At 31.6% G+C, this 24,821-nt stretch carries 20 protein-coding genes and 1 pseudogene; 9 read left to right on the plus strand and 12 right to left on the minus strand.

The genetic code is table 11. The features are described 5' to 3' along the window. Positions 1-190 (minus strand): annotated as a pseudogene (locus tag DK442_RS13735) (hypothetical protein); the annotation flags it as partial. Between the two features lie 316 nt (positions 191-506). Between DK442_RS13735 and DK442_RS13740 the strand changes: the two are divergent. Further along, positions 507-1,184, plus strand: coding sequence for a response regulator transcription factor (locus DK442_RS13740; protein ID WP_109436472.1), 678 nt, complete (start codon positions 507-509; stop codon positions 1,182-1,184). A 17-nt stretch (positions 1,185-1,201) separates the two neighbouring features. Here the strand turns inward: DK442_RS13740 and DK442_RS13745 are convergent, their stop codons facing one another. Beyond that, positions 1,202-2,053: a type IV pili methyl-accepting chemotaxis transducer N-terminal domain-containing protein gene (locus DK442_RS13745; RefSeq protein WP_109436473.1), complete on the minus strand. Its 852-nt coding sequence runs from the start codon at positions 2,051-2,053 to the stop codon at positions 1,202-1,204. Between the two features lie 379 nt (positions 2,054-2,432). Between DK442_RS13745 and DK442_RS13750 the strand changes: the two genes are divergently transcribed. The 5 genes from DK442_RS13750 (at position 2,433) to DK442_RS13770 (ending at position 8,393) form a co-directional block, all read left to right on the plus strand. Beyond that, complete coding sequence (locus DK442_RS13750; RefSeq protein WP_109436474.1) at positions 2,433-3,833, plus strand: CmpA/NrtA family ABC transporter substrate-binding protein; 1,401 nt, start codon at positions 2,433-2,435, stop codon at positions 3,831-3,833. 109 nt (positions 3,834-3,942) lie between these two features. Beyond that, on the plus strand, positions 3,943-5,040 hold the full coding sequence (locus DK442_RS13755) for an ABC transporter permease (protein ID WP_109436475.1): 1,098 nt from the start codon (positions 3,943-3,945) through the stop codon (positions 5,038-5,040). A gap of 9 nt (positions 5,041-5,049) precedes the next feature. Further along, a complete protein-coding gene (locus DK442_RS13760) occupies positions 5,050-5,913 on the plus strand; it encodes an ABC transporter ATP-binding protein (protein ID WP_109436476.1) in 864 nt (287 codons plus the stop codon). A gap of 12 nt (positions 5,914-5,925) precedes the next feature. After that, entirely contained in the window at positions 5,926-6,750 is an 825-nt protein-coding gene (locus tag DK442_RS13765; RefSeq protein ID WP_109436477.1) for an ABC transporter ATP-binding protein, read from the plus strand. 242 nt (positions 6,751-6,992) lie between these two features. Next, entirely contained in the window at positions 6,993-8,393 is a 1,401-nt protein-coding gene (locus DK442_RS13770) for an MFS transporter (protein WP_109436478.1), read from the plus strand. A 371-nt stretch (positions 8,394-8,764) separates the two neighbouring features. On the opposite strand, the gene DK442_RS13775 is transcribed toward DK442_RS13770, so the two are convergent. The 8 genes from DK442_RS13775 to DK442_RS13810 are packed head-to-tail and all read right to left on the minus strand — an operon-like array spanning position 8,765 to position 15,943. Next, positions 8,765-10,546, minus strand: coding sequence for a cytochrome c biogenesis protein (locus DK442_RS13775; protein WP_109436479.1), 1,782 nt, complete (start codon positions 10,544-10,546; stop codon positions 8,765-8,767). After that, complete coding sequence (locus DK442_RS13780) at positions 10,543-11,928, minus strand: cytochrome c biogenesis protein ResB (protein WP_235010960.1); 1,386 nt, start codon at positions 11,926-11,928, stop codon at positions 10,543-10,545. Before DK442_RS13780 ends, DK442_RS13775 begins: the two co-directional genes overlap by 4 nt. Before the next feature lie 18 nt (positions 11,929-11,946). Then, positions 11,947-12,306, minus strand: a complete 360-nt coding sequence (locus tag DK442_RS13785; RefSeq protein WP_109436481.1) for a hypothetical protein — start codon at positions 12,304-12,306, stop codon at positions 11,947-11,949. 12 nt (positions 12,307-12,318) lie between these two features. Continuing rightward, complete coding sequence (locus DK442_RS13790) at positions 12,319-13,041, minus strand: cytochrome c3 family protein (protein ID WP_109436482.1); 723 nt, start codon at positions 13,039-13,041, stop codon at positions 12,319-12,321. Positions 13,042-13,049: 8 nt separating this feature from the next. After that, positions 13,050-14,090 (minus strand): ferredoxin--NADP reductase, encoded by a 1,041-nt coding sequence (locus DK442_RS13795; protein WP_109436483.1) that lies wholly within the window; start codon positions 14,088-14,090, stop codon positions 13,050-13,052. Between the two features lie 12 nt (positions 14,091-14,102). Beyond that, entirely contained in the window at positions 14,103-14,582 is a 480-nt protein-coding gene (locus DK442_RS13800; protein WP_109436484.1) for a hypothetical protein, read from the minus strand. Positions 14,583-14,596: 14 nt separating this feature from the next. Further along, positions 14,597-15,457, minus strand: a complete 861-nt coding sequence (locus tag DK442_RS13805; protein WP_109436485.1) for a DUF3365 domain-containing protein — start codon at positions 15,455-15,457, stop codon at positions 14,597-14,599. Between the two features lie 57 nt (positions 15,458-15,514). After that, on the minus strand, positions 15,515-15,943 hold the full coding sequence (locus tag DK442_RS13810) for a globin family protein (RefSeq protein ID WP_109436486.1): 429 nt from the start codon (positions 15,941-15,943) through the stop codon (positions 15,515-15,517). A gap of 538 nt (positions 15,944-16,481) precedes the next feature. Between DK442_RS13810 and DK442_RS13815 the strand changes: the two genes are divergently transcribed. The 3 genes from DK442_RS13815 to DK442_RS13825 all read left to right on the plus strand — a co-directional run bounded on the left by DK442_RS13815 (position 16,482) and on the right by DK442_RS13825 (position 22,242). After that, entirely contained in the window at positions 16,482-20,003 is a 3,522-nt protein-coding gene (locus DK442_RS13815; RefSeq protein ID WP_109436487.1) for a nitrate reductase, read from the plus strand. 38 nt (positions 20,004-20,041) lie between these two features. Beyond that, positions 20,042-21,484: a rubredoxin gene (locus DK442_RS13820; protein ID WP_109436488.1), complete on the plus strand. Its 1,443-nt coding sequence runs from the start codon at positions 20,042-20,044 to the stop codon at positions 21,482-21,484. Between the two features lie 428 nt (positions 21,485-21,912). Beyond that, positions 21,913-22,242 carry a hypothetical protein gene (locus tag DK442_RS13825; RefSeq protein WP_109436489.1) on the plus strand — a complete coding sequence of 110 codons (330 nt, stop codon included), beginning with the start codon at positions 21,913-21,915 and terminating at the stop codon, positions 22,240-22,242. A gap of 175 nt (positions 22,243-22,417) precedes the next feature. On the opposite strand, the gene DK442_RS13830 is transcribed toward DK442_RS13825, so the two are convergent. Next, a complete protein-coding gene (locus DK442_RS13830) occupies positions 22,418-22,930 on the minus strand; it encodes a lipocalin family protein (protein WP_160114182.1) in 513 nt (170 codons plus the stop codon). Between the two features lie 411 nt (positions 22,931-23,341). Further along, the gene (locus tag DK442_RS13840) at positions 23,342-24,796 is read right to left on the minus strand and encodes a S41 family peptidase (protein WP_109436492.1); all 1,455 of its coding nucleotides are present in this window, start codon (positions 24,794-24,796) and stop codon (positions 23,342-23,344) included. Positions 24,797-24,821 lie beyond the last annotated feature (25 nt).

Here is a 24,821-nt window from a genome sequence, read left to right on the forward strand (position 1 = left end):
ATCCAAATTTTAAACGCGAACGTTGTTGTACAAATAATCCTGCATCAACTCCATCTGGTAAAAGGCTTCCAAAACCATTTAAATATTCTAACCGAGGCCTGATATCTGCATCAATACTTAATTCTTGACTTTTTCCTCTAAAAGCAAATACTACAAACAGTAATGTTGTTATCAATAACTTGTTTTTCATTTCAATAATTTTAGATTAGTTTAAAAATAGAACCTTAGGAAGTTAATTTATGTTTTGATAAAAGTACCCCCTGATTTAAATGTAAATTATGACTGATATCATTTTGTATTCCTCTGATTGTATTATTAATGATAATGTCATTTACTGAAAGCAAAAATAAGTATTAATACTTATTTTTTATTGTTTTTATATGTAAAAATACTTAGTTTTATTTTTCAAATTTATAAAATTACTTAAGCGTTTTTGAAATATTCATATATTTGGATGCAGAAGAAGTTGCATTTTATGCTACATTTTAAATAAATAATACGCGATTATGATAAAAATAGTATTGGTTGACGATCATTTTATGGTAAGAGATGGCATTCGTGCTATTCTGGAAGATGAGGAACAATACAGTGTAGTGGGAGAAGCGTCAAATGGTCCAGAGGCTATTGAATTAGTTCAGTCTTTGAGTCCTGATATTGTTATCTGTGATATAAGAATGCCTCAGATGTCAGGTATAGAGGTTGTTCAAAAAATAACAGCACTAGATAATTCAGTAAGAACTATCATGTTGTCAATGCATGATTCTGATGAGTACATATTACAATCCATTAATGCGGGGGCAGAAGGTTATTTACTTAAAGATGCTGGCAAGGAAGAATTTCTTAAAGCCATTTCTGTGGTTAGTAAAGGAGATAAATATTTTAGTGGAGATGTATCTTCTATTTTGGTTAGAAGTATAAAAGGTAGTGATTCTTCAAATATTTCTGCAATAGATACTAATGTTGCAAAGAAACAATCATCTAAAGATTTGTTTGAATTAACTAAAAGAGAAGCTCAGATACTGCGCCTTGCTGTTTCTGGAATGACAAATAAAGACATAGCGCTAGAACTTAATATAAGTAAAAGGACAACAGAAGTACATCGTTTTAATCTTATGAAAAAGATGGGAGTTAAAAATGTATTGGAGCTTAATAATAAAGCTAGGGAATATGGAATGATTCCCTAGCTTTTTGAAGTAAAGTTTCAGAGGCTTTTGGATATTATTTCATAAACCCCCGTTATTTTATTAAAACTTTTGGTTAAGCTGTTAGTGGTATTAAAAACATCTTCAAGTGAAAAAGTTCCATTAAGAAATCCTTTTTTGTTAGCTTGAAATTTTTCCCATGTTGCCATTACATTACCAAGTTCTTCTTCGATTTCAGTTGTATTATAGCTATTGATTAATAAATCTCCAATAACCGAATCAAACTCATCAAAAATTTTATTCATTACATTTTTGTGCTCGTTTTTTTGATCGGGAAACATTAAAGAAGCTGTATAGTATAAGCAAAGTCTCTGTGATAACATTCGTTGCTTACCAGAGACATTAATTGTATTTGCAAGATCTTGATTTTTATTTTTAAAGAATTGATTATTGTATTTAGAACTTGTCTCTATGCTTAAAACTAGTTCATGAGATTTGCTTAGTAATAATGTGTTTAGTTTCATAACCTCTTCTGAGTTCATATAATTAGGTGGGGAACTTATAACTCCTTTAAACTTCACCCATGACTTTTTTACATCTTTTATAGAGAGCTTGATTGCTGAACTAGGCGCATTTTTACTTAATATATCTAATTGTTTTTCAAAAATAAACTTACTCGAATTAAGTTCCTTTTTGATTTCTTCGCTATCAATTCCTTTAGAGATCAATAAAAATGCTTTAGACATTTTTTGTGATAACATTCGTTGTTTTCCTGATATGTTTATGGCCTTATTGTAGCTAATTGATCCATAATCTTGAGATTGAGAGAATGAATTAGAGGTAATTAATAATATCGTAAAAATAGAAATGAATAGGGTTTTTGGTTTTTTGAGTAAATATTTTAATGTCATATAGAATGATTTAGGTTTTAATATTTTTTAAGTAAATATACTTATTTTTTAATTCCTGTCAAATAATTATTTTTTTATTATTCATGAGGGTTTAGAAGGAGTAATCTGCTAGTGCTTATTTAAGACTTGTTTAACGGAAAAACCATGTTAAAAGTGGAAAAAGACCTTATTTTATTGATAGTTATGCTATTATTTTGGTAATGGGTATTGATCGATTTATAATTTTTTTCGACTCAAATTATCGAATACTCAATTTGTGATACCGAATATTTTGTAATAGATAATAATGAGTCAAATACGTATTTTTTGTTATGTAAATTAAGTAATAATACTTAGTTTTGAATAATCCTATTTAATAAAATTCTCAAAACACAGAATTATGAAAAAAGTACATTTTAAAATTATAATAATTATTACCACTATGGCATTAATGTCTTGTGGGGGAGAAAAGAAAAAGGAAATAGCTTCAAGTGATTCTTCTGTAGAAGAATCATCAAAATTGCTTATAGAAAAGCCTCAATTGACTTTTGGTTTTATAAAATTAACCGATATGGCACCTCTTGCTATTGCAAAAGAAAAAGGTTTTTTTGAAGATGAAGGTTTATTTGTTTCTGTTGAAGCACAATCTAACTGGAAAAATGTATTAGACCGAGTGATCGATGGTCAATTGGATGGCTCTCATATGTTAGCGGGACAACCAATAGCAGCTGGTGCAGGATTTGGAAGGCAAGCTGAGTTGGTAACTCCATTTTCTATGGATTTAAATGGAAATGGTATTACTGTTTCTAATGATGTTTGGTCAAAAATGAAGCCCAATGTTCCTGTCGGAGAAGATGGTAAACCGATTCATCCAATATCGGCAACCGCTCTTAAACCAGTAATTGATTCTTATAAGGATGAAGGAAAAGCTTTTAAGATGGGAATGGTGTTTCCTGTATCAACACATAATTATGAAATTAGATACTGGCTCGCGGCAGCCGGAATTAATCCAGGGATGTATTCTAAAGAAAATATACAAGGACAAATTGATGCTGAAGTGTTATTGTCTGTAACTCCACCACCACAAATGCCAGCTACACTTGAAGCAGGAACAATTTATGGATATTGTGTAGGTGAGCCTTGGAATCAACAAGCTGTTTTTAAAGGGATTGGTGTGCCTGTAACTACAAATTATGACATCTGGAAAAACAATCCGGAAAAAGTGTTTGTGATGACTAAGAAATTTATTGAGAAATACCCTAATACGGCTGTAGCAGTTACAAAAGCATTAATTAGAGCGGGAAAATGGCTGGATGCTCCTGGTAATCGTAAAGAAGCTGTTAAGATTTTATCTATGCCCGGATATGTAGGTGCAGATGAAGTAGTATTGGCTAATTCAATGACTGGTACATTTGAATTTGAGAAAGGTGATAAAAGAGAAATGCCAGATTTTAATGTATTCTATCGCTATGATGCAACATATCCTTTCTATTCTGATGGAATTTGGTTCTTGACTCAGATGAGAAGATGGGGGCAAATCCCAGAAAGTAAACCAGTAGAATGGTATGAGAAAACAATCAAAGATATTTACCGACCAGATATATGGAAAAAAGCTGCTAACCTATTAGTGTCAGAAGGGCATTTAGAAGCATCAGAATTGCCAGAAACAGATGGTTATAAACCAGCAACGACAGATTTTATTGATGGTAAAAAGTTTGATGCCAAAGATCCTATAGGGTATATAAACAGTTTTAATATAGGAAATAAAGAAAGTGAAGAAGGTGTTTCGAACATCGAATAATGAAATGATGCGTCACTAAAATATCAAATATAACAATCGATCATTAAGTATCATATATAAACTTAATGGTTGATTGTTAGAAAATTTAAAAATATAAAAACGACAACAGATGAAAGATAGATCAATCCATGTCCTAAATTTTATGGGATTAGGTTTTTTTGAACCAGCAATTAGATTGGCGACAGGTGAAGAAGTACAGAAAAATTTGGTCATATTGTTTAAGAAAGTGTTTTTGCCAATCTTATCGGTGGGATTATTTTTGATCGTGTGGCATTCTGGAGCAACGTATTTGTATAATATAGAAAAGGATGCACGTATAGAAAAGGCTCTCGTAGATAGAGGAGAAGTAGCGTCTAATGAAATGAGAGTATGTATCGAATCAGGAGATGTTAGTTGTCAACCTAATACATTGCCATCACCAACTCAGGTATGGACAGCTTATAAATCATTATTAGCAGATCATAGAATTATTGCAGAAAAGAAATCTGCTTTTGCTGATAAGGTCGCAGCTACTAATGAAAAAAGAGAAGCGCAAGGTCTAGATGCTATTAGATATACTGGTAGGCCATCATTTGTAGACCAGATTTTCACAAGTTTGAAAACCGTTTTTGCTGGATTTTTATTAGCTTTTTTTATAGCAGTTCCTATTGGGATTATGTTAGGATTAAGTGAGACATTAAGGTCTTCAGTGAATTGGTTGATACAGATTTTTAAACCTGTTTCTCCAGTGGTGTGGTTACTCTTGGTTTTCATGATCGTAAAAACGTTAACAAAAAACTCAGATACAGACAGCTCATTTATTATTTCATTTATTAGTGTAGGACTTTGTTCTATGTGGGCGACATTGGTAAATACCAGTATGGGGGTTTCGTCGGTGGATAAAGACTATATTAATGTTGCTAAGGTTCTTCAGCTTAGTGTTGGTCAAAAAGTATTTAAAATCATTTTACCATCTTCTTTTCCGTTAATTTTTACTGGATTGCGAATTACATTATCTGTAGCTTGGATGGTGTTGATTGCTATAGAATTATTAGCACAAAGCCCAGGATTAGGATCATTTGTTTGGGAAGAGTTTCAGAATGGAGCAAACGATTCAAATTCTAAAATCATAGTAGCGATGTTCGTAATAGGTGTCATAGGATTCTTGTTAGATAGAATTATGCTTACGATACAAAAATTCGTAACATTTACAGAAGAAACTGCTTAAGAAAAAAATATGGCATACATAGAATTAAGAAATGTATCAAAATCTTTTGGTACCGGAAAAAACAAGACACAGGTATTGTCTAATATCAATCTCGAAATCGAAGAAGGTGAGTTTGTGGCAATTGTCGGATTTACAGGAAGTGGAAAAACAACGTTGATTAACATTATTTCCGGATTAATCATGCCAGATGAAGGTGAAGTGCTGTTTAAAGGTGAGCCTGTAACAGGACCTAGTCATGAACGTGGAGTGATTTTTCAGAATTATTCATTATTGCCTTGGCTTAATGTCAAAAATAATGTTGGTATGGCTGTAAAAGAAGCGTTTAAAAAAATGTCAAGAAAAGATAGGGCTAAGCGTGTCGAAGAATATGTAGAGATGGTAAGCCTGTCTCCTGCAATTCATAAATTACCAAAAGAACTATCCGGGGGAATGCGGCAAAGGGTTTCGGTAACCAGAGCATTATCGATGAGTCCAGATGTAATCCTTATGGATGAACCTCTTAGTGCACTAGATGCTCTTACAAGAGGAAATCTACAGCAGGAAATCCTAAAAATTTGGAATAAAGATAAGAAGACAGCTTTGTTGATTACTAATGATGTAGATGAAGGAATTTTGATGGCTGATCGAATTATACCTCTTAAACCAGGGCCTAAAGCTACATTAGGGCCAGAATATAAGGTTAATTTAGAACGCCCAAGGGATAAAACCGCATTAAATCATAATGAGGAGTATAAAAAATTGCGTAATAGTATTATGGAGTACTTGATACAAATAGGAGAACAACGTAACTCTAAAAAAGAGAATAATTATGTATTACCCGATATCAAGCCTAGAATCAAACCAATACCTTTCAGAGGATTAATTTTTAATTAAAACACAACATATATGAAAGAAATACTGGAAAAACCTGTGATAAGAAGAACTGATAATGGGTTGTTTGAGGATAAATATATGATGGATATTTCTCAACTCACAAAAATCTATCCAACACCTAATGGAGATTATGTCGTCTTAGACGATTTGGATTTGAAAATTAAACATGAGGAATTCGTTTCTATAATAGGTCATTCAGGATGTGGTAAATCTACATTGCTCACTATGATTGCAGGACTTAATCCTATTTCCAGAGGTACAATTGTTGTGAATAATCAAACTATAAAAGGACCAGGTCCAGATAGAGGAGTGATTTTTCAATCTCCAAGTCTTTTACCTTGGATGACTGCTTATGAGAATGTAATGCTTGGTGTAAAGCAGGTTTTTTCGCATGGTACAAAAAGAGATAGAGATGATATTGTAAAGTACTATTTGGCAAAAGTTGGACTTGAAGATGCAATGTATAAAAAGGCAAAAGAACTCTCACAGGGTATGCAACAACGTGTAGGTATTGCAAGAGCATTTGCAATAAAGCCAAAGGTTTTGTTGTTGGATGAGCCTTTCGGGATGTTGGATTCTTTAACAAGAGGAGAGTTGCAAGATGTATTGATCGAAGTTTGGAATCAGGAAAAGATTACAGCTATTATGATTACTCATGATGTTGATGAATCTATATTCTTGGCAGATAGAGTGATTATGATGACTAGTGGTCCAAGGGCAAAAGTGGGTGATATTCTGGAAATAGATTTTGAAAGACCACGACTTAGAAAAAATGTATTAGACCATCCTGACTACTATAAATATAGAGAACATCTTATTAATTTTTTAGAACATTAATATGTATGGGTTTGAAATTTTTGCAAATGAGTAATTACGATATTTGAAATATATAAACCTTATTATTTTGTTTCTTTTAAATTGTATCCTTAGTACTTATGAATATCATAATAATAGATAGTATTACGTAATTATAAGCCCTTCTAAATTTTTATTTTAAGTATTTGTACTTAGTTTTGATTTGAATTTATTCATTTAATGCCTTTGATACGAAAAAATCAAAGAATCAAAACTAAGTAATCATGAATATCGAGAATAAGTCTACTACATTACAACTGTTAAATTTTAAAAGTCTACCGATCCGAACGTTTTGGATCACTTCAATTGCATTTTTTCTATGTTTCTTTGCATGGTTTGGTATTGTGCCATTTATGCCTGATGTAGTTAGAGATTTAGGATTGACTCCTGATCAAAAATGGAATTCTATAATTGTAGCCGTTTCTGGAACAGTGTTTGCCAGATTATTGATTGGTAAATTATGTGATAAATATGGTCCTCGAATTTGTTATACATGGCTGCTAACTTTGGGTGCTATACCGGTGATCTTACTTGGTTTTGTACAAACGCCTATACAATTTATTGTTTGTAGATTGTTTATAGGTTTTATTGGTGCTTCGTTTGTGATTACACAATTTCATACTTCTATAATGTTTGCACCAAATATTGTTGGTACAGCTAATGCTACATCGGCTGGATGGGGTAATTTGGGTGGTGGAGCTAATCGCTTGGGGATGCCTTTAATTGCAGCAGCCGTTGTGAGCTTTGGGATAGCAGAAACAGAGGCATGGAGGTATAGTATGATTGTTGCAGGAGTGGTATGTTTTTTAATGGGGATTGTGTATTTTTTCTTTACAAAAGATACGCCTAATGGTAACTATAAGGAGTTAAAGGCAAAAGGAGAAATACTACAGTCCAAAAAGGATGAAGTTCGTTTTTTGGAAGCAATAAAAGATTACCGAGTTTGGTTGCTTTTTTTGGTGTATGCTGCTTGTTTTGGGATGGAGTTAACAGTGTACGGTACTATGGATGATTATCTTCAAAATACATTTCAATTAGAAAGAATTACAGCAGGTAACTTAGTGATGTCGTTTGCACTAATGAATATTTTTGCCAGAACTTTAGGTGGTTTCTTCGGTGATAAGTTTGGTAAATTAAAAGGTTTGAAGGGAAGAGTTATATTTTTAGCAATTATTTTGGGAGTTGAAGGGCTTATGTTATCTTTGTTTTCGGGTATGACAGGACTGACCTTTGGGATTGTTTTTCTGGTTGGTTTTAGCTTGACAGTTCAAATGGCCGAGGGAGCTACTTTTTCAGTTGTTCCTTTTATTAATAAAAAAGCTATAGGTTCTATTTCTGGTATTGTAGGTGCTGGTGGAAATGTAGGTGCTTTTGTTGCCGCATTGGTGTTAAAGTCAAAATCTGCTTTTGCAGAAAAAGTTGCGATAGCAGAAAACCAAGATCTCGGAGTTGATGCTGTGAACGCAGCACAAGCGTTAGCTTCATCAGAGGCAGTTTCGAGTGGGTATTTTATTATAGGAATTTTTGTTGTGTTTACTGCTGTTATGACACTTGCAATTAAATTCTCAACAGAAGATGAAAAAGAAGTGCAAAAGGAAATGAAAAATATTCCTGCGTACAATTAAAGTATAAAAATTTAGTGTTGAAACCTTAAAGAATAAGTAGCTTTAAGTGTTTCTTGTGTTGCCGGTCACAGTTTGTTTGTGACCGGTTTTTTTGTTTGATATATTTAGAGTTAATTGTGATCAAATCACTGTAATTCTTACATAAGAATATTATCTTGTTAATAACCTAACAAAAGGTTTTAACTTCAGTTTTAAATAGCTATTGTATCCTTCCTTTTTGAAATTAAAAACTGCTTCTACTGAATGGCTTTTCGTTAGTTTATTAATGCTTTATAATAATTACAAAATTTGTTTTGTCCTTAACAGAGTTGAAAATACGGTTATAGTTTTTAAGTTTGTTTTGTTTTGATTGTGTATTGTAGTTAACTTTTTTATTCATAGTTTACAAGAATCTCTTTCTTAACTACAGGTTTTTTAAGTAATGGAATAATGATAATTATAAGGATAATTGGAATTATGATATAAATCCATTTAGGGATAGGAAATGGATCACCTTTTGCATAAGAATGTAATCCTGATAGATAGTAATTTACTCCAAAAAAGGTCATAATAAGGCTACTTAATGCTAGCAGACTACAAACATTATATATATATAGATAATTTTTAGGAATAATAATTCTGATGTGTAGTACAAACGAATATATGATTATACTTATTAAAGCCCAGGTTTCTTTAGGATCCCAACCCCAATATCTTCCCCAGGATTCGTTAGCCCAGACTCCTCCTAAGAAAGTTCCGATTGTAAGCAAGTATAAACCAATTGTGCTAGTAAGTTGATTGGTATTGGTTAATTCTTGAATCGTATTTTCTGTTTCTTGTTTATGTATTAACGTGCTAATACACATTATGAGCAAGGTAATTAATGAAAGTAAAGATCCTAATGCAAGAAACCCATAACTGGCTGTTATCACCGCTACGTGAATTAAAAGCCAATAAGATTTTAGAACAGGAACCAAGTTTGTAATTTCAGGGTTCATTAGACTACCATGTGCTATTCCAAGTAAGCATATTGCTAATATTGCTGCTGCTGCAGGAGTAAATGAGTTGTTTTTTGAAAAAATAAAACCTGCTAACATTCCTATCCAAGCAATAAAAATACTAGCTTCATACCCGTTACTCCACGGAGCATGACCTGATATATACCATCTTAATCCAATTCCAAGTGCATGTAAGATGAATACACTTATTAATAAAAAGATGACTACTTTAATAATTTTTTGGATTGTTGATTTATGTTTTTTTAATATTCTTACAAAACACAATAGCATCAGTATACTGCCAAAGCAAGTATATCCTATAAGAGACCATAAAAAGATATGATTTTTGTTGAACCAAATTTCTGTATTTACCTTTTTTTCGGATAGTAAAATAGCTTTTCCATTTTTTTGCTGAAAACTTTTTATCAGTTCGATGACTTCATTTGCTTTTTGCCAATTTCCTTTTTCAATTCCTAAATCCAGGTAAGAAAAATAAGTAGGAATTATTTTACTAATAAAATTTTTATCGTCTTTGTTAAATTCAATTTCAGAAGCTACAGGGGAATACCAGGTTAAGTCTGGATCATCTATTTTTGGAAAAATTTTTAAGAATTGACCATTAAAAATACTCCAAACAATATTTAGTCTTTCGTCTATTTTAATGATATCCTTATCAAATATTGTTCTTTTTCCGGGAGGTTTAGCATAGGCAGAAGAAACTAATGATTTCAATTTATATATTCCTTTGAAATCAAAAAATTGCGAAGCACTAACATGTCCGGACGGATTGATTTTTATTAAATCTTTTAAAGCAGGGATCGCTTTTTTTTCAATTTTAATAAAATCTAATAACTGCCAGGAATCTGGTTTATATTGCATTCCGATGAACACTTGTATGGGGGTCAATTGCTTTTTTTGATTTTCTTTATCAACATAGATAAAACTATTTTTTCCATGTATTTTTCTTATTAATTCTAGGGCTAATGTGCTGATAGGTTTGATTCGACCTTGAAAATCCTGAACCTGGATCGCTGCAAATTTTTCAGAATGCTGGGTATCAATATATTGTCTATTGACAAGCTCATATGGTTTTAGCCTATGCAATTGTTGTCCCTGTAGAGTGTTTAATGTTGCTAAAATTAAACTTATGATGCTATATATAATGGTTTTTTTCAACGTAGTAGTTTTAGTGTTAATCCGAAATGAGAATTTTTCCAGAATAGACTTAATAGCATACCAAAGGCTAATAAACTATAACCTATATAGGTAATAAATGTTCCCCAATAATCACGATTTACAGAAAGGATAGTACCACTTTCGTCGGGTAAATATGCAGATTGAAAAAATCTATAACCTTTATAATTCAAAACGTTATTCATAAATATTGAATAATTCAACAACTTGTTTTTTTCTTGAATTTCTATATCGCTATAAAATGCTGATGGACTATTTGATCCCGGATAACGTTCTAGCTTGAAATCTTTTAAAAAAATTGAAAAAGGAAGTTTAATGGGTTTGGCACCATATCTTAGCTTTAGATGAATACCATTAATGAAAAAAGTATTGAAGGGGTTCATATAACCGGGACCACCAAATAATGTAATTTCTTTATGGTCGGCTCCAGATGTTGCAGAAATAATAATAGCAGCCTCAGGATTCTTTATTTTTGAGTTTTTTTCCTTGGAAACAATGATTCGAACTTTGTTTTCGACTATTTCATTAAATACAACGGGAGTGTTGTTTATCTGGCTGAGTGCTTTAAATTGAATAGGAGTAAGTTGATCTTTTGGGTAAGAATCGATTTTATTAGTCAACATGGAAAAATAATCGGTAACCTCTGGAAAAGAGGCGTGCCAAATTTCATTTTTTTTGGTAACGAGAATATCAGTTTTGAGTTTTTTTGGTGTATTAAAGGCAATAGATATTCCATAAATGGTTTCACGAGTTCCCTCCTGGATATAAAAATCTTTTCTATTTTCGTTTTCAGCAATTACAATATGTAAATAGGTATGCCCAGAGATTGTGTCTTTCAGTTCATATTTGGCTCTGGGAATATATTTTTTTAATTTGAATTCAATTTTTTTTTCGTCAAGATCAACGCTTTCTATTATATTGTTAAAGCCTAATTCGCTCATTAGTATTGGTTTGCTGATGTGGTTTTTATTTATAGTACCATTACCGGCAATTACCTGAAGATAATTATCAATAGAGATCATTCTATCATTAGATTCTCCTTCTTTGATAGTAATTAATGCCTCATAACCTCTATAACGAGTAATTCCGGCTCCCAAGATGATGATTATAAAAGCAAGATGAAATAGTAATATTGGAGCTTTTTGTATACTAAAAAGATTATATTTTGTGATATTACCTATAAAATTGATTACCAATAGAAGCAATAATATTTCGAACCATTTAGCATGATATACCAAAGCTTTTGCAGTTTCTGTGTTATAATCGTTTTCTAGAAAAGTAGCTATAGCCATTGATATTGCGAATATGAGTAGTAATAACCCACTAAATCGACTAGAAAAAAGAGTATTTAATATGTATTTCAATTAATTCGTAATTAGTTGTTAATTGTGCATTCCTGTTTGTACCCATTTCTTGATGAGTTCAATATTGCAGCTATCTATTTTGACACCTTTTTTATAAGGCATGGCGATATAACCTGTGGCATGGGTAATAGACCCAACAAGAACTCCAGACTCCCCCATTTTTTTTAGACTTTCGTAGTCAAATATTTTATTTCTGGAAGCTTTTGTTTTATAAACATCCTGGGCATGACATAAAAAACAATCTGTTTCTATAATAGTTTTGATCTGTTTTGTATAAGTGACTTTTTCTGGAATCTGGCAAGAAACTTTTTCTTTACAAGAGTTTAGAATCGATATAGTTAAAAAAAGATAAAGAAAAATGACTTTTTTTGAGTTCATAATAACATGCTTTTATTTTGAATTGGTATACTTGGTTTTCATTTTTAACCATTCATCTTCACTAAGAGGTAAATGCTTTTTTTTCGAAGAAAAAGGATCTTTTCCTCCTTTCAGATAATTTTGTATTTCTTGTAGTGGAATAGTATCTTCTATTTTTTCTGCTAATTTGTATAGGTGATTACCATGAAAGTCATGACATTGTAAACAGGTATTCCACTGTTTATTAGAGATAAGAGTACTGTGAGGAACATCTATGGGGTCATTTTTGACTTCTAAATCGTAGTGGCAATTGATACAAAAGTTAACCTCGGCAAGAACAACTCTTGTGTCATTGTGCTCTCTATGGCAAGTTTCGCATTGTGTGGCGTCAATATTGGCAATGGCATCTTTGAATTTGGGTTCTAGAAATCGATGCGTTGGGTGTCTGTCATTTGGACGATCATGGCATGCTATACATTTCTTATTATCAACATTTTGTGTTCCAAAATCAACTTTAGTTTTTCTGGTGCCAAAAGTGTAAGCCATATTGGACTGTAACTGCTGAATTAAACTCCCTTTAGCATCAGTATGGCAAGCACTGCAAGATAAACCTTCGTGACCAGTATTAAGAGGTCCTAAACTTAGAAAATCTTCTGTCTGCTTTAAAGGGAGAATTATATATGCAACAATTGTAACTGTAATTCCAATTAGTGTACCTATGTATTGTCTTTTCCGTAATGGGTTTCTGTTAAGCATGTGTTTGTCTAATCGTTAATAAAACTTATGCTTACATTATTTGATCTAGGAAAACTTATACAAGTAAGTATATGTCCTTCTGCTACTTCTTCTTCTGAAAGAAAATGACCATCTATCATTTTTACTGAACCAGATATACATTTTGCTTTGCAACTATTACACATCCCTGATCTACATGAATAAGGTAGCATAATATTATTGGACATTGCAGCTTGCAATATTGTTTTATCTCCTTTGACATCAAGTGTATGTTTGTTGTTATCATGATATATCGTTACAGAGCTTTCTAGTTTTTTTGCATCACTTGATGTAATGAGAGTAGTGCTGAAAGCTTCTAGTTTGATTTTGTCTCTGGTAATTCCTTTTTCTAAAAGAATTTCTTTAGCTTTATCCATAAACCCATGAGGTCCGCACATCATATATTTACCATCTTCATATGTTGTATGATGTTTTTTTAAGATACTATCGACAAGCTCTTTGTTTAATAAGTCTTGGTGATAATTAGGCTTGTCTGAATTCTTTTTTTCTAGGATATGTTCTACGACAAAGGAATTAGGGTGTTTCTTTTCTAAGTTTTCAATTGCTTTTTTGAAAATAGTAGATTCCTCATTTCTATTGGAGTAAATTAGAATTATTTTTGATAAAGGTTCTTTTTCTAACACTGTTTTAATAATAGAAAAGATGGGGGTTATTCCGCTACCTGCAGCAAATAGTATGTAGTTGAATTGAGTATTTTTGTTTGGGATTACATAAAAACTACCAGCAGGTTTTTCTACTTCTATTTTTTGCCCTGGTTTTAGTATATCACAGATATAATTAGAGACCAGACCTTTTTCAACTTTTTTCACAGTAATTTTTAAAAAATCATCTGTTACAGGGCTGCTGCTAAATGAGTAAGCTCTTTTTTCAATTTTGTTTTTAATGGGGATTTTTACAGTAAGAAATTGACCGGCTTTGTATTTTATTTTATTAAAAAAAAGATTGTTTTTTAATATTACGCTTACAGCATCTTTTGTTTCTGGTATTATATCTTTAACAGTTAATAACATGTGATTTATTTTTTATTTATAATAAAAGACTACACCTATATGAAAAAGGACTAAAAAAGTAATGAAGAACGAAAGTGCTACATGTGTTATCATCCAAGATTGAAATACCCAGTTTTTTGTACTTTTTATAATATCTAAATTAATAGTTCCTAGTATCATATTGATGAAAAATATATAGGATAAAAGAGCTAAATAACCGTATCCAAATTCCATAGCGTGGAGATAGAAAAAAATAGGAGATAAGATACCGATCCACTTATGAATGTATGTGAATTGTATCGCATACATTCTTAGTTTTTTTGATATTCTTGTAAACGTAAGTATCCATTGAAACAGTATGAATGCGCTAACAAATGCTCCAGACCATCGCTTATAATTTTCATTAAGCTGTAAGTCATATAATATAGTCCATCTAATATTAAGAATGTATTGCAGTATATATGCTAAGAATAGTATACTGCCAATAAGTACAAAGCTCCCTGTTTTTTTCACTTTTGTTGAATTCGTTAATTAGAGACTAGATATTGGCTCTTTCTCTTGTTAGAGTCTACTAATAATTTTTCAAAACTTTTATATGAAGTTAATTTTCTAACACTATCAATGAATACCTCAGCAGTTGGAAGATAAAATCCTTTAGAAGGCCACTTATCTCCTATAGATGGTTTTGTACTATCTATTTTAAAACCCGCTATTTCATCAAGATATGCTGTGTATATTGCTTTTGTTCCGTTTCGATATGCCTTAATAACATCAATTGCTTCTTTATATGAGAGAGAATCTGAAGGATATTGCCAGGTGGTTGCACCCATTACATCTCCAAGTTTCCAATCAGTCTTTGTCGTGTTTTTATGTTCATTATGACAATTTACACAAGGAGCAGCAACTGCTAAATCTGCAAACATGGATGTATATAGTTTTTGATCTTCCTCAAAAAAATGTTGAGGCTCTTTGTCAGTTTTTATTTTTTCAAAGAGTTCTGCTTGTTTTCCTGTGAACTTATTTGATGCATTGATAGGAAAATCTGATCCTAAATAGAGACCTAAGGGAACTGCACTTTTTCTTATGTCTGATGATATTCCTCTTAAAAATAAAGCGGGAAGAGGACCAGCTTCTATTTCGTCATCTTGCCAGTCTTCATCAAATTTTAATCCTTGTTTTTTACCTGCTCCAACAATCCCTTTGGTGTATAATGTTCTAGTAATATCATTTTCTTCTGCTATTAGAGTCAAAATTTCTGAAACAGCAAATACTTTATTAGATTGGGTAGTTGAAGATTTTTCTTCTGGAACACCGCCACATGATTGAAGGAACACAATGCTATTTATTGCCAAAAGAAAAACCAAATTTTTAATACCGTAACGATTCATACATTTGTTTTTTTAGATGAGTGTTTTTATTATTTTGTAGCTATAAAGAGAGTTGTGTTAAACAACTTCTCCATATGCAGCTGTTTTCATTACTGAAGCCATTACGGTATAAGTATCAGTCCAAGCTTCTTTTACTTCTGGAGTAAAATCTTCTCCAAGTCCTATGGATAAGGTTTCTAGTAATGCAGCACCAACAGTATCATAGTGAGAGGCTTCTACATTATAGCTAACATGGTTTTTTCCTAAGTTCTCTAGTATTGGGATTAGTTTATCTAGATTAGTTAAGCCTGCAACAGCCGAAGCAAGCATAGTCATTAGTTTATTGCCTTGTCCCTTCATAGCTTCAGGATTTGCGGTAGGAAATAACTTTTCTAACTCAGAATCCAATTCAAAAAGCTTATCATAAAATATTTTTGCAGCTGTCTCTGCTATTGGGGCAATTTTTTCAAAAGAGGACTGTACTAATTCAATTGTTCTTTTTTCCATAATTACATTGTTTACAATTTTAAAATAAATACTTAAGTATTAATACTTAATTTTGATCAAATATATCTGAACTAAACATAAATAACAAATATGAAATATTCAATAAAAGTTGATTTTTGATGTATTTTATCTTCTTTTTGGTTTAATTTTTGCTGATTTTTATGGTTTTTTAGTAAAAAATATGATAATAGTTTAAATTCTTATTTCTTAATTTTCGATAATCGTAAAAATCAAGTTTTTTAAAATTTTGTAATATCCTTAGAATCATTTATTTGAAATATGTTTTCTCTAAATTAGATACTAAATAAAACATAATCTGGTTTTCTGAAATGCCTATGTAATATGATGTTTTCTTATTATTTTATATTTAATATTTTTGAGTTAGGCTACCTTTTTATTTTTGATTTTTCTTTTTTTTGCACTTCTTTTATCAATTTCATAATTAATTTGTCTTTCATCTATTTCGCTGTTATTTATAATTATTTTTACGTAATTATACGTAATTTTGATTTTCAATAGAAACTAGATAAAACTCTTTATGTCCGTATTCAAATCATATAAAACAACGTGTTCATATTGTGGTGTGGGCTGTGGAATTATTGCTAAAAAAGATCCTAAGGGTGCAATCACGGTAGAAGGAGACCCAGATCATCCTGTAAATCGTGGAATGTTATGTTCAAAAGGAATGAATCTGCATCATGTGGTACAGGATAAGAGTGATCGAATCTTGTATCCAGAAATGAGATGGAGTAAAGGGCATGAGCGTCAACGGGTATCTTGGGATCAAGCTTTAGATAGAGCAACCTCAGTCTTTGATACAATAATTAAAAAATATGGACCAGATAGCGTTGGTTTTTATGTGTCAGGGCAATGTCTTACAGAAGAGTATTATCTGGTTAATAAGCTAACAAAAGGTTTTATAGGAACCAATAATATTGATACAAACTCTAGATTGTGCATGAGCTCTGCTGTAGTTGGGTATAAACAGGCACTTGGTGAAGATAGTGTTCCTATTTCTTATGAGGATATAGAATTGGCGGATTGTTTTATGATTGCTGGCGCTAATCCTGCTTGGTGTCACCCTATACTGTTTAGGAGAATCGAAGCACATAAAGAAAGAAAACCTAATACTAAAATTATTGTAGTTGACCCCCGCAAAACACCATCTTGTGATATTGCCGATTTACATTTGCAGATTTTTCCCGGTACAGATGTGATATTGTATAATGCTATTGCTAAGCGATTGATTGATAGAAAAAAAATCGATAAGCAGTTTATAACAAATCATACAGACGATTTCGAAAAACTTAAAACAACTTTACAATCAGTTTCATTAAGTGATTCTGCTAAAGCTTGTGGAGTAACCGTTGCAGATATAAAAAAAGCAGCTACATATATTGCTGATGCAAAAGGGTTTATTACACTTTGGGCTATGGGACTTAATCAAAGTTCTATTGGAGTGAATAAAAATAATGCGTTGTTAAATTTGTCTTTGTTAACAGGTCATATAGGAAAACCGGGATCAGGACCATTTTCATTAACTGGGCAGCCAAATGCAATGGGGGGTAGAGAAGTTGGAGGTATGGCGAATCTTTTGGCAGCGCATAGAGATTTAGGTAACGATGAGCATAGGAGAGAGGTGGCGAATTTCTGGGGAGGTAAAGAAATATCTCCAAAACCAGGGTATACTGCTACCGAAATGTTTGATGCTTTAGAAAATGGTAAGTTAAAAGCAGTTTGGATTATATGTACAAATCCATTGGTGAGTTTACCTAATTCTAATAAAGTAGAAAAGGCCTTACAAAACGCAAAATTTGTAGTAGTTCAGGATATATCACATCGTGCTGAGACTTTAGAATTTGCAGACTTAGTACTTCCTGCAGCAGGATGGGCAGAGAAAGAAGGTACGATGACGAATAGCGAACGACGTATAACGTATCTCAATAAAGTGGTGGATCCCCCTGGAGAAGCTCTACCTGATGTCGAAATCTTATGGAAATTTGCACAGCGAATGGGATATAAAGGATTTGATTATACTTCGGCAGAAGAAGTATATAAAGAACATTGTAGATTAACAAAAGGAACCTCTATTGATGTGTCAGGTCTTTCTTACAGCCGTCTTAAGATGGAAGGAAGTTTTCAGTGGCCAGTGCCAGAATCTAATCATTCGGGTACACCAAGATTATTCGAGGATAAAAAGTTTTATACAGATACAGGTAATGCTAAGTTTATTGTTCCAAAATTTAATAAACCCACTTCAGAACTTCTTACAGAAAAACACCCTTTAATTCTCACAACAGGAAGGGTAAGAGATCAATGGCATACTCGTACAAAAACTGGTAAAGTAAATAAGTTGATTACACATATTCCAGATCCGTATTTGGAGATTAATCAAGTAGATGCCTTTTTAAGAAAATTAAAGGATGGTGATATTGCTGTGGTAGAGAGTAGAAGAGGTAAAGTACAGGTAAAAGTAAAAGTGTCTGATAACATAGGAAAAGGAGTGGTTTTTCTTCCTATGCATTGGGGAAAGGTGATGGGTAACGATTATGGTAGAGCAAATAACCTTACTACAGATATCTTAGATCCAATTTCTAAAGAACCAGATTTTAAATATTCTGCGGTTCAGGTTTCTAAATTTGTGAAATCAAAACAAAAGATTTGTATTATAGGAGCTGGTACAGCCGCGTATCGTTTTATACAGACTTATAGAGAGTATAATACCGAAGATGAGATTGTAGTGTTTTCAAAGGAGCCTTATCCGTTTTATAATCGGGTGTTGCTTCCTGAGTATGTAAGTGAAGAATTAAAATGGGAGCAATTACAGAAAATGCGAGAAGGAAGCATGGAATCTCTAAATGTGAACTTGTATACTAGTAATCCCGTTGCAGAAATTAATAGAGAAGATAAATTTATCATAGATAGCAAAGGAGATAAACATGATTACGATGTTATTTTAATGGCAACCGGTAGTCGTGCATTTGTACCAAAAGAAGTACCTGTTCATTTGCCAGGGAGATTTACAATGCGGGACAGAGGGGATGCTGATAAATTAAAAACATATCTTAATGAAACTGGCCTGCCAGAAAACGAACAACATGTAGCAATAGTAGGAGGAGGGCTGTTAGGGTTGGAACTTGCAGCTGCATTACGTAAAAAACAAGTTAAAATAACTATTGTACAAAGAGGAAACCGATTAATGGAGCGTCAATTAGATATTGTAGCGAGTCGTTTATTAGCAGAGGATGTTCTCGAGAAAGGGATTCAGATTCATTTTGATAATGAAGTGGATACTGTGTTTAATCAAGAAGGAGGAGATCTTTTGGTAAACTTAAAATCAGGAAAATCATTTGGTTGTAATGCGGTGGTATATTCAATTGGTACAATTCCTAATATTGACTTGGTAAAGAAAACAAATGTGGATTGTCGTCGCGGAATTCTTGTAAATCAGTATTTACAATCTAGTGATCCCAATATATTTGCTGTGGGTGAAATAGCAGAATTTGAAGGTGATTTATATGGTATCACAGCTGCTGCAGAGCAACAGGCGGATATCGTTGCGAAGTATTTATTGGGAGATTATAGTGCAATTTACAGAGGATCTGTATTTATGAATATCCTTAAGTTTGAAGATCTTGATCTATGCAGTATTGGTAGTGTTGATATACCAAAAAATGATTCATCCTTTGAAGAGGTTATTTTGATGGATGTTCGAAAGCGTTTTTATAAAAAATGTATTGTAAAGGATGATCGATTAGTTGGAGCTATATTAATGGGAGATAAGAGTGAATTTGCTGATTTTAAGAATCTTATTGAAGGGAAGATCGAATTATCAGAGAAACGGGAAGAATTATTAAGATCCGCTACATCTAATGAACCCGTGATTGGTAAACTCATTTGTTCTTGTAGTCAAGTTGGAGAAGGTAACTTAGAAGAGGCAATTAAGTCTGGATGTGAAGATTTCTCAGAATTGTGCACTAAAACTGGAGCAGGTCTGGGATGTGGTAGTTGTAAACCCGAAGTTAAAGAAGTGTTGAATTCTGTCTTACAATTAGCATAGTGTTAAAGTGTTTTTTGAAGATTTAAAACTGAATAAAAATGAATAAAGAACAGTCTTTGCAAAGAATTGATGTAAAAGGAGGTGTGCTATCTCCTATAGAGTTACAGCGTATTATAAGCTATGCACAAAATCTTGGATTGGAAACATTTCATTTTGGGTCTAGACAAGATATTATTTTTCCGTTACAGGATGGTAATGGAGATTTAATTATCGAAAAAGAATCCTTTGATCCCTCTTTTTTCACTTCTGAAATACAGCAAAATATAAGCTGTTCTTACGTTTCAATAGATATTTTTAATGCTACAGTATGGTTAAGAGGAACGACCTATTTATATATTTTAGAAAATTTTAGATATAAACCAGAATTGAAAATAAATATTACAGATCCTAAACAACAAATTGTACCTTTATTTTCTGGAGATCTTAATTTTATTGCATCTTCACATGAAGATTATTGGTATTTGTTTCTAAAATTACCAGGCTGGGAAGAGGAATATTATCCTGTGCTAATTTATACTTGGGATATTGCAAAGGTGGCAGAAGCGATTGAGAACGCCTATAAAAAGGTAGGAGATGTTAATGAGCTTTTTTTGTTTTTAAATGAAAATTTGGATACTAATAATAGAGTTATAGAGAAACCGCTTCGAGTTGCTTTTAATCCTTTTCCTTACTATGAAGGAATGAATAAAATGGGGATTAACCAATACTGGTTAGGATTGTATTGGAGAAATAATCAATATGATTTAGAATTTCTTAAAACACTATGTGATTTTTGTGTAGAACATAGAATCGGAAAAATCTGCTTAACACCATGGAAATCATTTATTATTAAAGCGATTCCCAAGGAGAGTAAATTAGCATTAGAAAAGCTATTAGGACAGTCTGGAATAAATGTTCGACATTCTTCGTTAGAATTAAATTGGCATCTGCCAGTTAATGATAAAAAAGCTTTAGATCTGAAAAAATCTTTAGTGATGAATTTTGATCAGAATGATATCAGTACGTATGGATTGACATTTGGAGTTACTGCCAGTAAAAATAGAAACCGGTATTTTACTTCAATAATGATAGAAGAAAATAAAATATCTCAACCTATAGAGGATTTTGTAGTACGACCGACTTATAATGTCTTGTATGCAAGGAATTTTAATCCGAATTCAAGAATGTATAAAGTATATGCTCAGGATATTGATCAGATGGATTTACCTAGACTACTAATTGAATTAACTAAAACTTATTTTCAGAACCTGGGAACAGAGGAGGATGAACAAGTTCAAAATTTTATAGCCAAAAGAGAGAGTATTGAAATAGAAGTGTATCAATGTAAAGATTGTAAAACCATTTATGATCCTTCAGTGGGTGATGTAACTTTAGAAATTCAGGCTGGTATCGATTTTCATGATTTACCAAAAACTTATTCTTGCTCCCTATGTGAGGCTACTAAGGATAATTTTGAAAAAATAATTTTAGAAGTTGTCTAAATATTTTTTCAAATTAATACATTCCGGTTAAAAAAACAGGGGTAAAAAAAGTACTCTTCTATCTCTATTGGTATGTAATCAAAACTTTTTAGGGCTTATTATTAGTTGATATGATGTTTTTTTTCTATTCATTCATTGGAAAAAAAAGAATTTTCCTAATACTCAATTAGCAAATACTCAATTTGGATAATCTAAATTTTATCAAAATGTAAATTTTCAATACATACCCTATATTTTATGGGGTGTATTTTTAATTTTTGACTAATTATATATAGATTTGACTTGTTTTTATAGGGTTCAGTTTAATTTAAATATGTTTTTTTAAAATTATACCCTATAAAAATAAGGGTATTATGTTTTAATAAAAAAGTAAAGAAAATATTTTAACATGTAGTGTTAGATATTATTAATCACTAAAATTTATGCTTATGAATTTAGAAGAAGTAATTATGGCCTCGATTGCAGAGTTTTTGGATGTAGAAGTACATAGGGATACAGAAACCTTAGATTTAGCTTCAAAAATAGAAATCGTTCAAAAAAGGATGATGGACAAAACAAAGAATAGTCCATACCCTTCTTTCAATGATGGGAGATCCAAAGAGTATGAATACGAAATGTTTTTTAGCAGTAATCCTAATGACATGATCAAAATTGATGGATGGGTGCCAATAGAAACAGAAAAAATAGGTAAAGCTGATAAAATATTAGAATATATAGAAATAGGTCTTTTGCGAAAAATTGAAGTTAGTTATAGCTAACAAACATTAGTTATATTGATTTAACTAAGTTTGAAGAAAAGCTTTTTTTGCCCCAGGTTTACTTACGTTTTGTGTCTGATTAAAATCAGTCATATGTTTTAAATTAACCGATTATAATATTTAGAGAATATTATGATCGGTTTTTTTATTTGATTCTCTCGAAACAAAAAATATTCTACCAATGAAAATCTCTCCCCTCGATTTTTATATGCTCAGAAACAAAAGTGTCGACAAAAGTACTTTTAGAAGAAAATTGCTTGTGTCTGAATTGAATTCTAAGCGTATCCTTATCGAGTTTTAAGATTTTGAAAAACTTATAATTCTTATCAATGTGCATGATATCCGGAAGCTGATCGCTAGTTAATTTTATGTATGGATTTCCTTTTTTATCCTTAGTGATCTCCCAATTTCCTAATAAAGTTAGACCACAATCTTGATGATCACCATTATTATCCCTAAACATCATATCTGGGGAATAAGTAGCTCTATATGAAAGAAAACAACCTCTCATGTTCATGCGAGTACCATTATTATATCTCCATGCTAATTTCCAAGTTTTTCCTGTTTCTCCTGCCAATAAGGATATGGCATTGTCTGGAAGGATGTATGGCTTTTTTGAAGATTTTGTGCAAGATGTAAAGCTAAGTACCACAATGAGAATAACTAGTGATGACGAGTATATTTGCATAATACATATTTTGATTTCTATAATATCAAAAATCATACCCATAGTTTATAAAGGATAAATTGTTAATACTTCTGTGCAAAAGTATTGGACATACCTTCTGTTTTACATATGTTTTAAACTTACTTTTACTTACAAATTCTACCAGTCTTGTTAGGATGTATTTATAAAAATTAAGATTAGATAGATTACCATATGACAGAATATGTACTTTTAACGGATGAGCAAAGTTATTTTGTAGAATATCTTATTGGTGAGCTTGTTTTGTCTACTAGTATAAGTGAAGCAATGAAATTTGATGATGAACATATCGCTTTAAGATTTAAGCAAATGCTTCATAACTCATGTAAGTTAACAACTAGTGTAAATACTTACATAGGATAATACATGATTTTAAAATTTGTATTCTTATTCTCATCCTCCTATAAGTCGTAAAACATAATCTAGTTCTGGATCTCTACCCGATATTAGATCTTCTACGGTTAGAATTATATGTTTATCTGGAGGTACACCAGATCCTTTAGGGATGGTTTTATCTTTAACATAGTGATTAACTTTTTCCATAGACATGGACATAAGTATTTTGGAGTTTGGGAATTCATAGAAAACAGGAAATTCAGCATTAAAGAAATAATAACCTCCACCATTTTCTTCTCCTATCAATAGCATATCGGGATCATTTTTTACATTTAGTGTAAACGTTGAGCCTGCAGCAAAAGTTGCTCCTCCTGACAATACATAAACTTTTCCTTTAAAACGATCTTTATCAGGTACCATAACAGCTTCCATATCATCAAATGCGAGCTTCCAACCATCATATATAGGGTGATTATTAAATTTATCTTTTAAAAATTCTTTTTCATTAAGAAATGTTTGTGTTACGTATTTTCGTTCAGGGATAGAAAGAGAAGTAACATATTCACTAGTAACTTGCTTAAAGATACTTTTTGCGATAAAAGAATATAAATGAACTGCGCTAGATCTGAAACCTCCATTATTTTGACGAACATCGATAATAAGATGACGAATCTTTTTCTTATTGATTTCTTTGAAAATTTTTGTCAACTTCGATTTAAATATTCTTGTATCACCTTCAAAAGTATTTACGACTAAAATTGCTGTATTAAGTTTTTCCTTATAATAAACAAAAGGGTCTTTATTACTGATATATGTATTAAAAAAATCAAAGTCATTTTCTTTGTTATGATATTTGGCAAAGTATGAATTGCGCTTGGTATTTCTTAATCTAACTTTTGCAAAAGATTCTGCTGGGAGGGAGAGTGTCTTATTTATTCCATTGGGTTCTGTATAGTTGATATTAAATTGTTTTTCTATACCATATTCGTAGGCAAAATACAAACCAAATTTTAATTCAATATCTCTATATTTTTTAGTTAAATTATATCCATCACTGGCAACATACTTTTTCATTCTTTCTAAAACTTCAGAAATCTCTTTGCCATTAATCTCATGAATTTTTGAGCCAACCGGAATTCCAAAATCCTCTGTATCAGTATAAAATTCGGTGTTTATTATTTTCAAAATTAAAGGAAAATAATATTGATCTGTTTTTATTGTATTTGGAGCATATAATATAAGATGCCCATCTTTGATCTTATCTGTAATGTTTAACATTTTTTTATACAGATCTATATCAGAATTTTTAGAACCAAGTGATTCTTTGGTGTCTTTAAAAATATAATTCAGAGAATCCTCATCAATAAATTCATATAAGGTTGGGTGTCCTTTTTTCAAGATGCTTTCAAAAATCTTAAAATCTTCCTTAACTCCTAAAGAGTCAACATGTCTTTGGGCAGATACTACATAAGAAAATATATAAAAAAGCACAAAAAACTGTGTTTTCTTCATTTGATAATTTTGAAAAATGATTCTT

Source organism: Aquimarina sp. AU119, assembly GCF_900312735.1.
Lineage (GTDB): Bacteria > Bacteroidota > Bacteroidia > Flavobacteriales > Flavobacteriaceae > Aquimarina > Aquimarina algiphila.

Bases quoted from the DNA above. Each gene is read 5' to 3' on its own strand.
- DK442_RS13765 (WP_109436477.1), top strand. From the start codon at position 5,926: ATGAAAGAAATACTGGAAAAACCTGTGATAAGAAGAACTGATAATGGG.
- DK442_RS13750 (WP_109436474.1), top strand. From the start codon at position 2,433: ATGAAAAAAGTACATTTTAAAATTATAATAATTATTACCACTATGGCA.
- DK442_RS13760 (WP_109436476.1), top strand. From the start codon at position 5,050: ATGGCATACATAGAATTAAGAAATGTATCAAAATCTTTTGGTACCGGA.
- DK442_RS13830 (WP_160114182.1), bottom strand. From the start codon at position 22,930: ATGCAAATATACTCGTCATCACTAGTTATTCTCATTGTGGTACTTAGC.
- DK442_RS13840 (WP_109436492.1), bottom strand. From the start codon at position 24,796: ATGAAGAAAACACAGTTTTTTGTGCTTTTTTATATATTTTCTTATGTA.
- DK442_RS13825 (WP_109436489.1), top strand. From the start codon at position 21,913: ATGAATTTAGAAGAAGTAATTATGGCCTCGATTGCAGAGTTTTTGGAT.
- DK442_RS13810 (WP_109436486.1), bottom strand. From the start codon at position 15,943: ATGGAAAAAAGAACAATTGAATTAGTACAGTCCTCTTTTGAAAAAATT.
- DK442_RS13755 (WP_109436475.1), top strand. From the start codon at position 3,943: ATGAAAGATAGATCAATCCATGTCCTAAATTTTATGGGATTAGGTTTT.
- DK442_RS13740 (WP_109436472.1), top strand. From the start codon at position 507: ATGATAAAAATAGTATTGGTTGACGATCATTTTATGGTAAGAGATGGC.
- DK442_RS13820 (WP_109436488.1), top strand. From the start codon at position 20,042: ATGAATAAAGAACAGTCTTTGCAAAGAATTGATGTAAAAGGAGGTGTG.
- DK442_RS13795 (WP_109436483.1), bottom strand. From the start codon at position 14,090: ATGTTATTAACTGTTAAAGATATAATACCAGAAACAAAAGATGCTGTA.
- DK442_RS13805 (WP_109436485.1), bottom strand. From the start codon at position 15,457: ATGAATCGTTACGGTATTAAAAATTTGGTTTTTCTTTTGGCAATAAAT.
- DK442_RS13790 (WP_109436482.1), bottom strand. From the start codon at position 13,041: ATGCTTAACAGAAACCCATTACGGAAAAGACAATACATAGGTACACTA.
- DK442_RS13770 (WP_109436478.1), top strand. From the start codon at position 6,993: ATGAATATCGAGAATAAGTCTACTACATTACAACTGTTAAATTTTAAA.
- DK442_RS13815 (WP_109436487.1), top strand. From the start codon at position 16,482: ATGTCCGTATTCAAATCATATAAAACAACGTGTTCATATTGTGGTGTG.
- DK442_RS13785 (WP_109436481.1), bottom strand. From the start codon at position 12,306: ATGAACTCAAAAAAAGTCATTTTTCTTTATCTTTTTTTAACTATATCG.
- DK442_RS13745 (WP_109436473.1), bottom strand. From the start codon at position 2,053: ATGACATTAAAATATTTACTCAAAAAACCAAAAACCCTATTCATTTCT.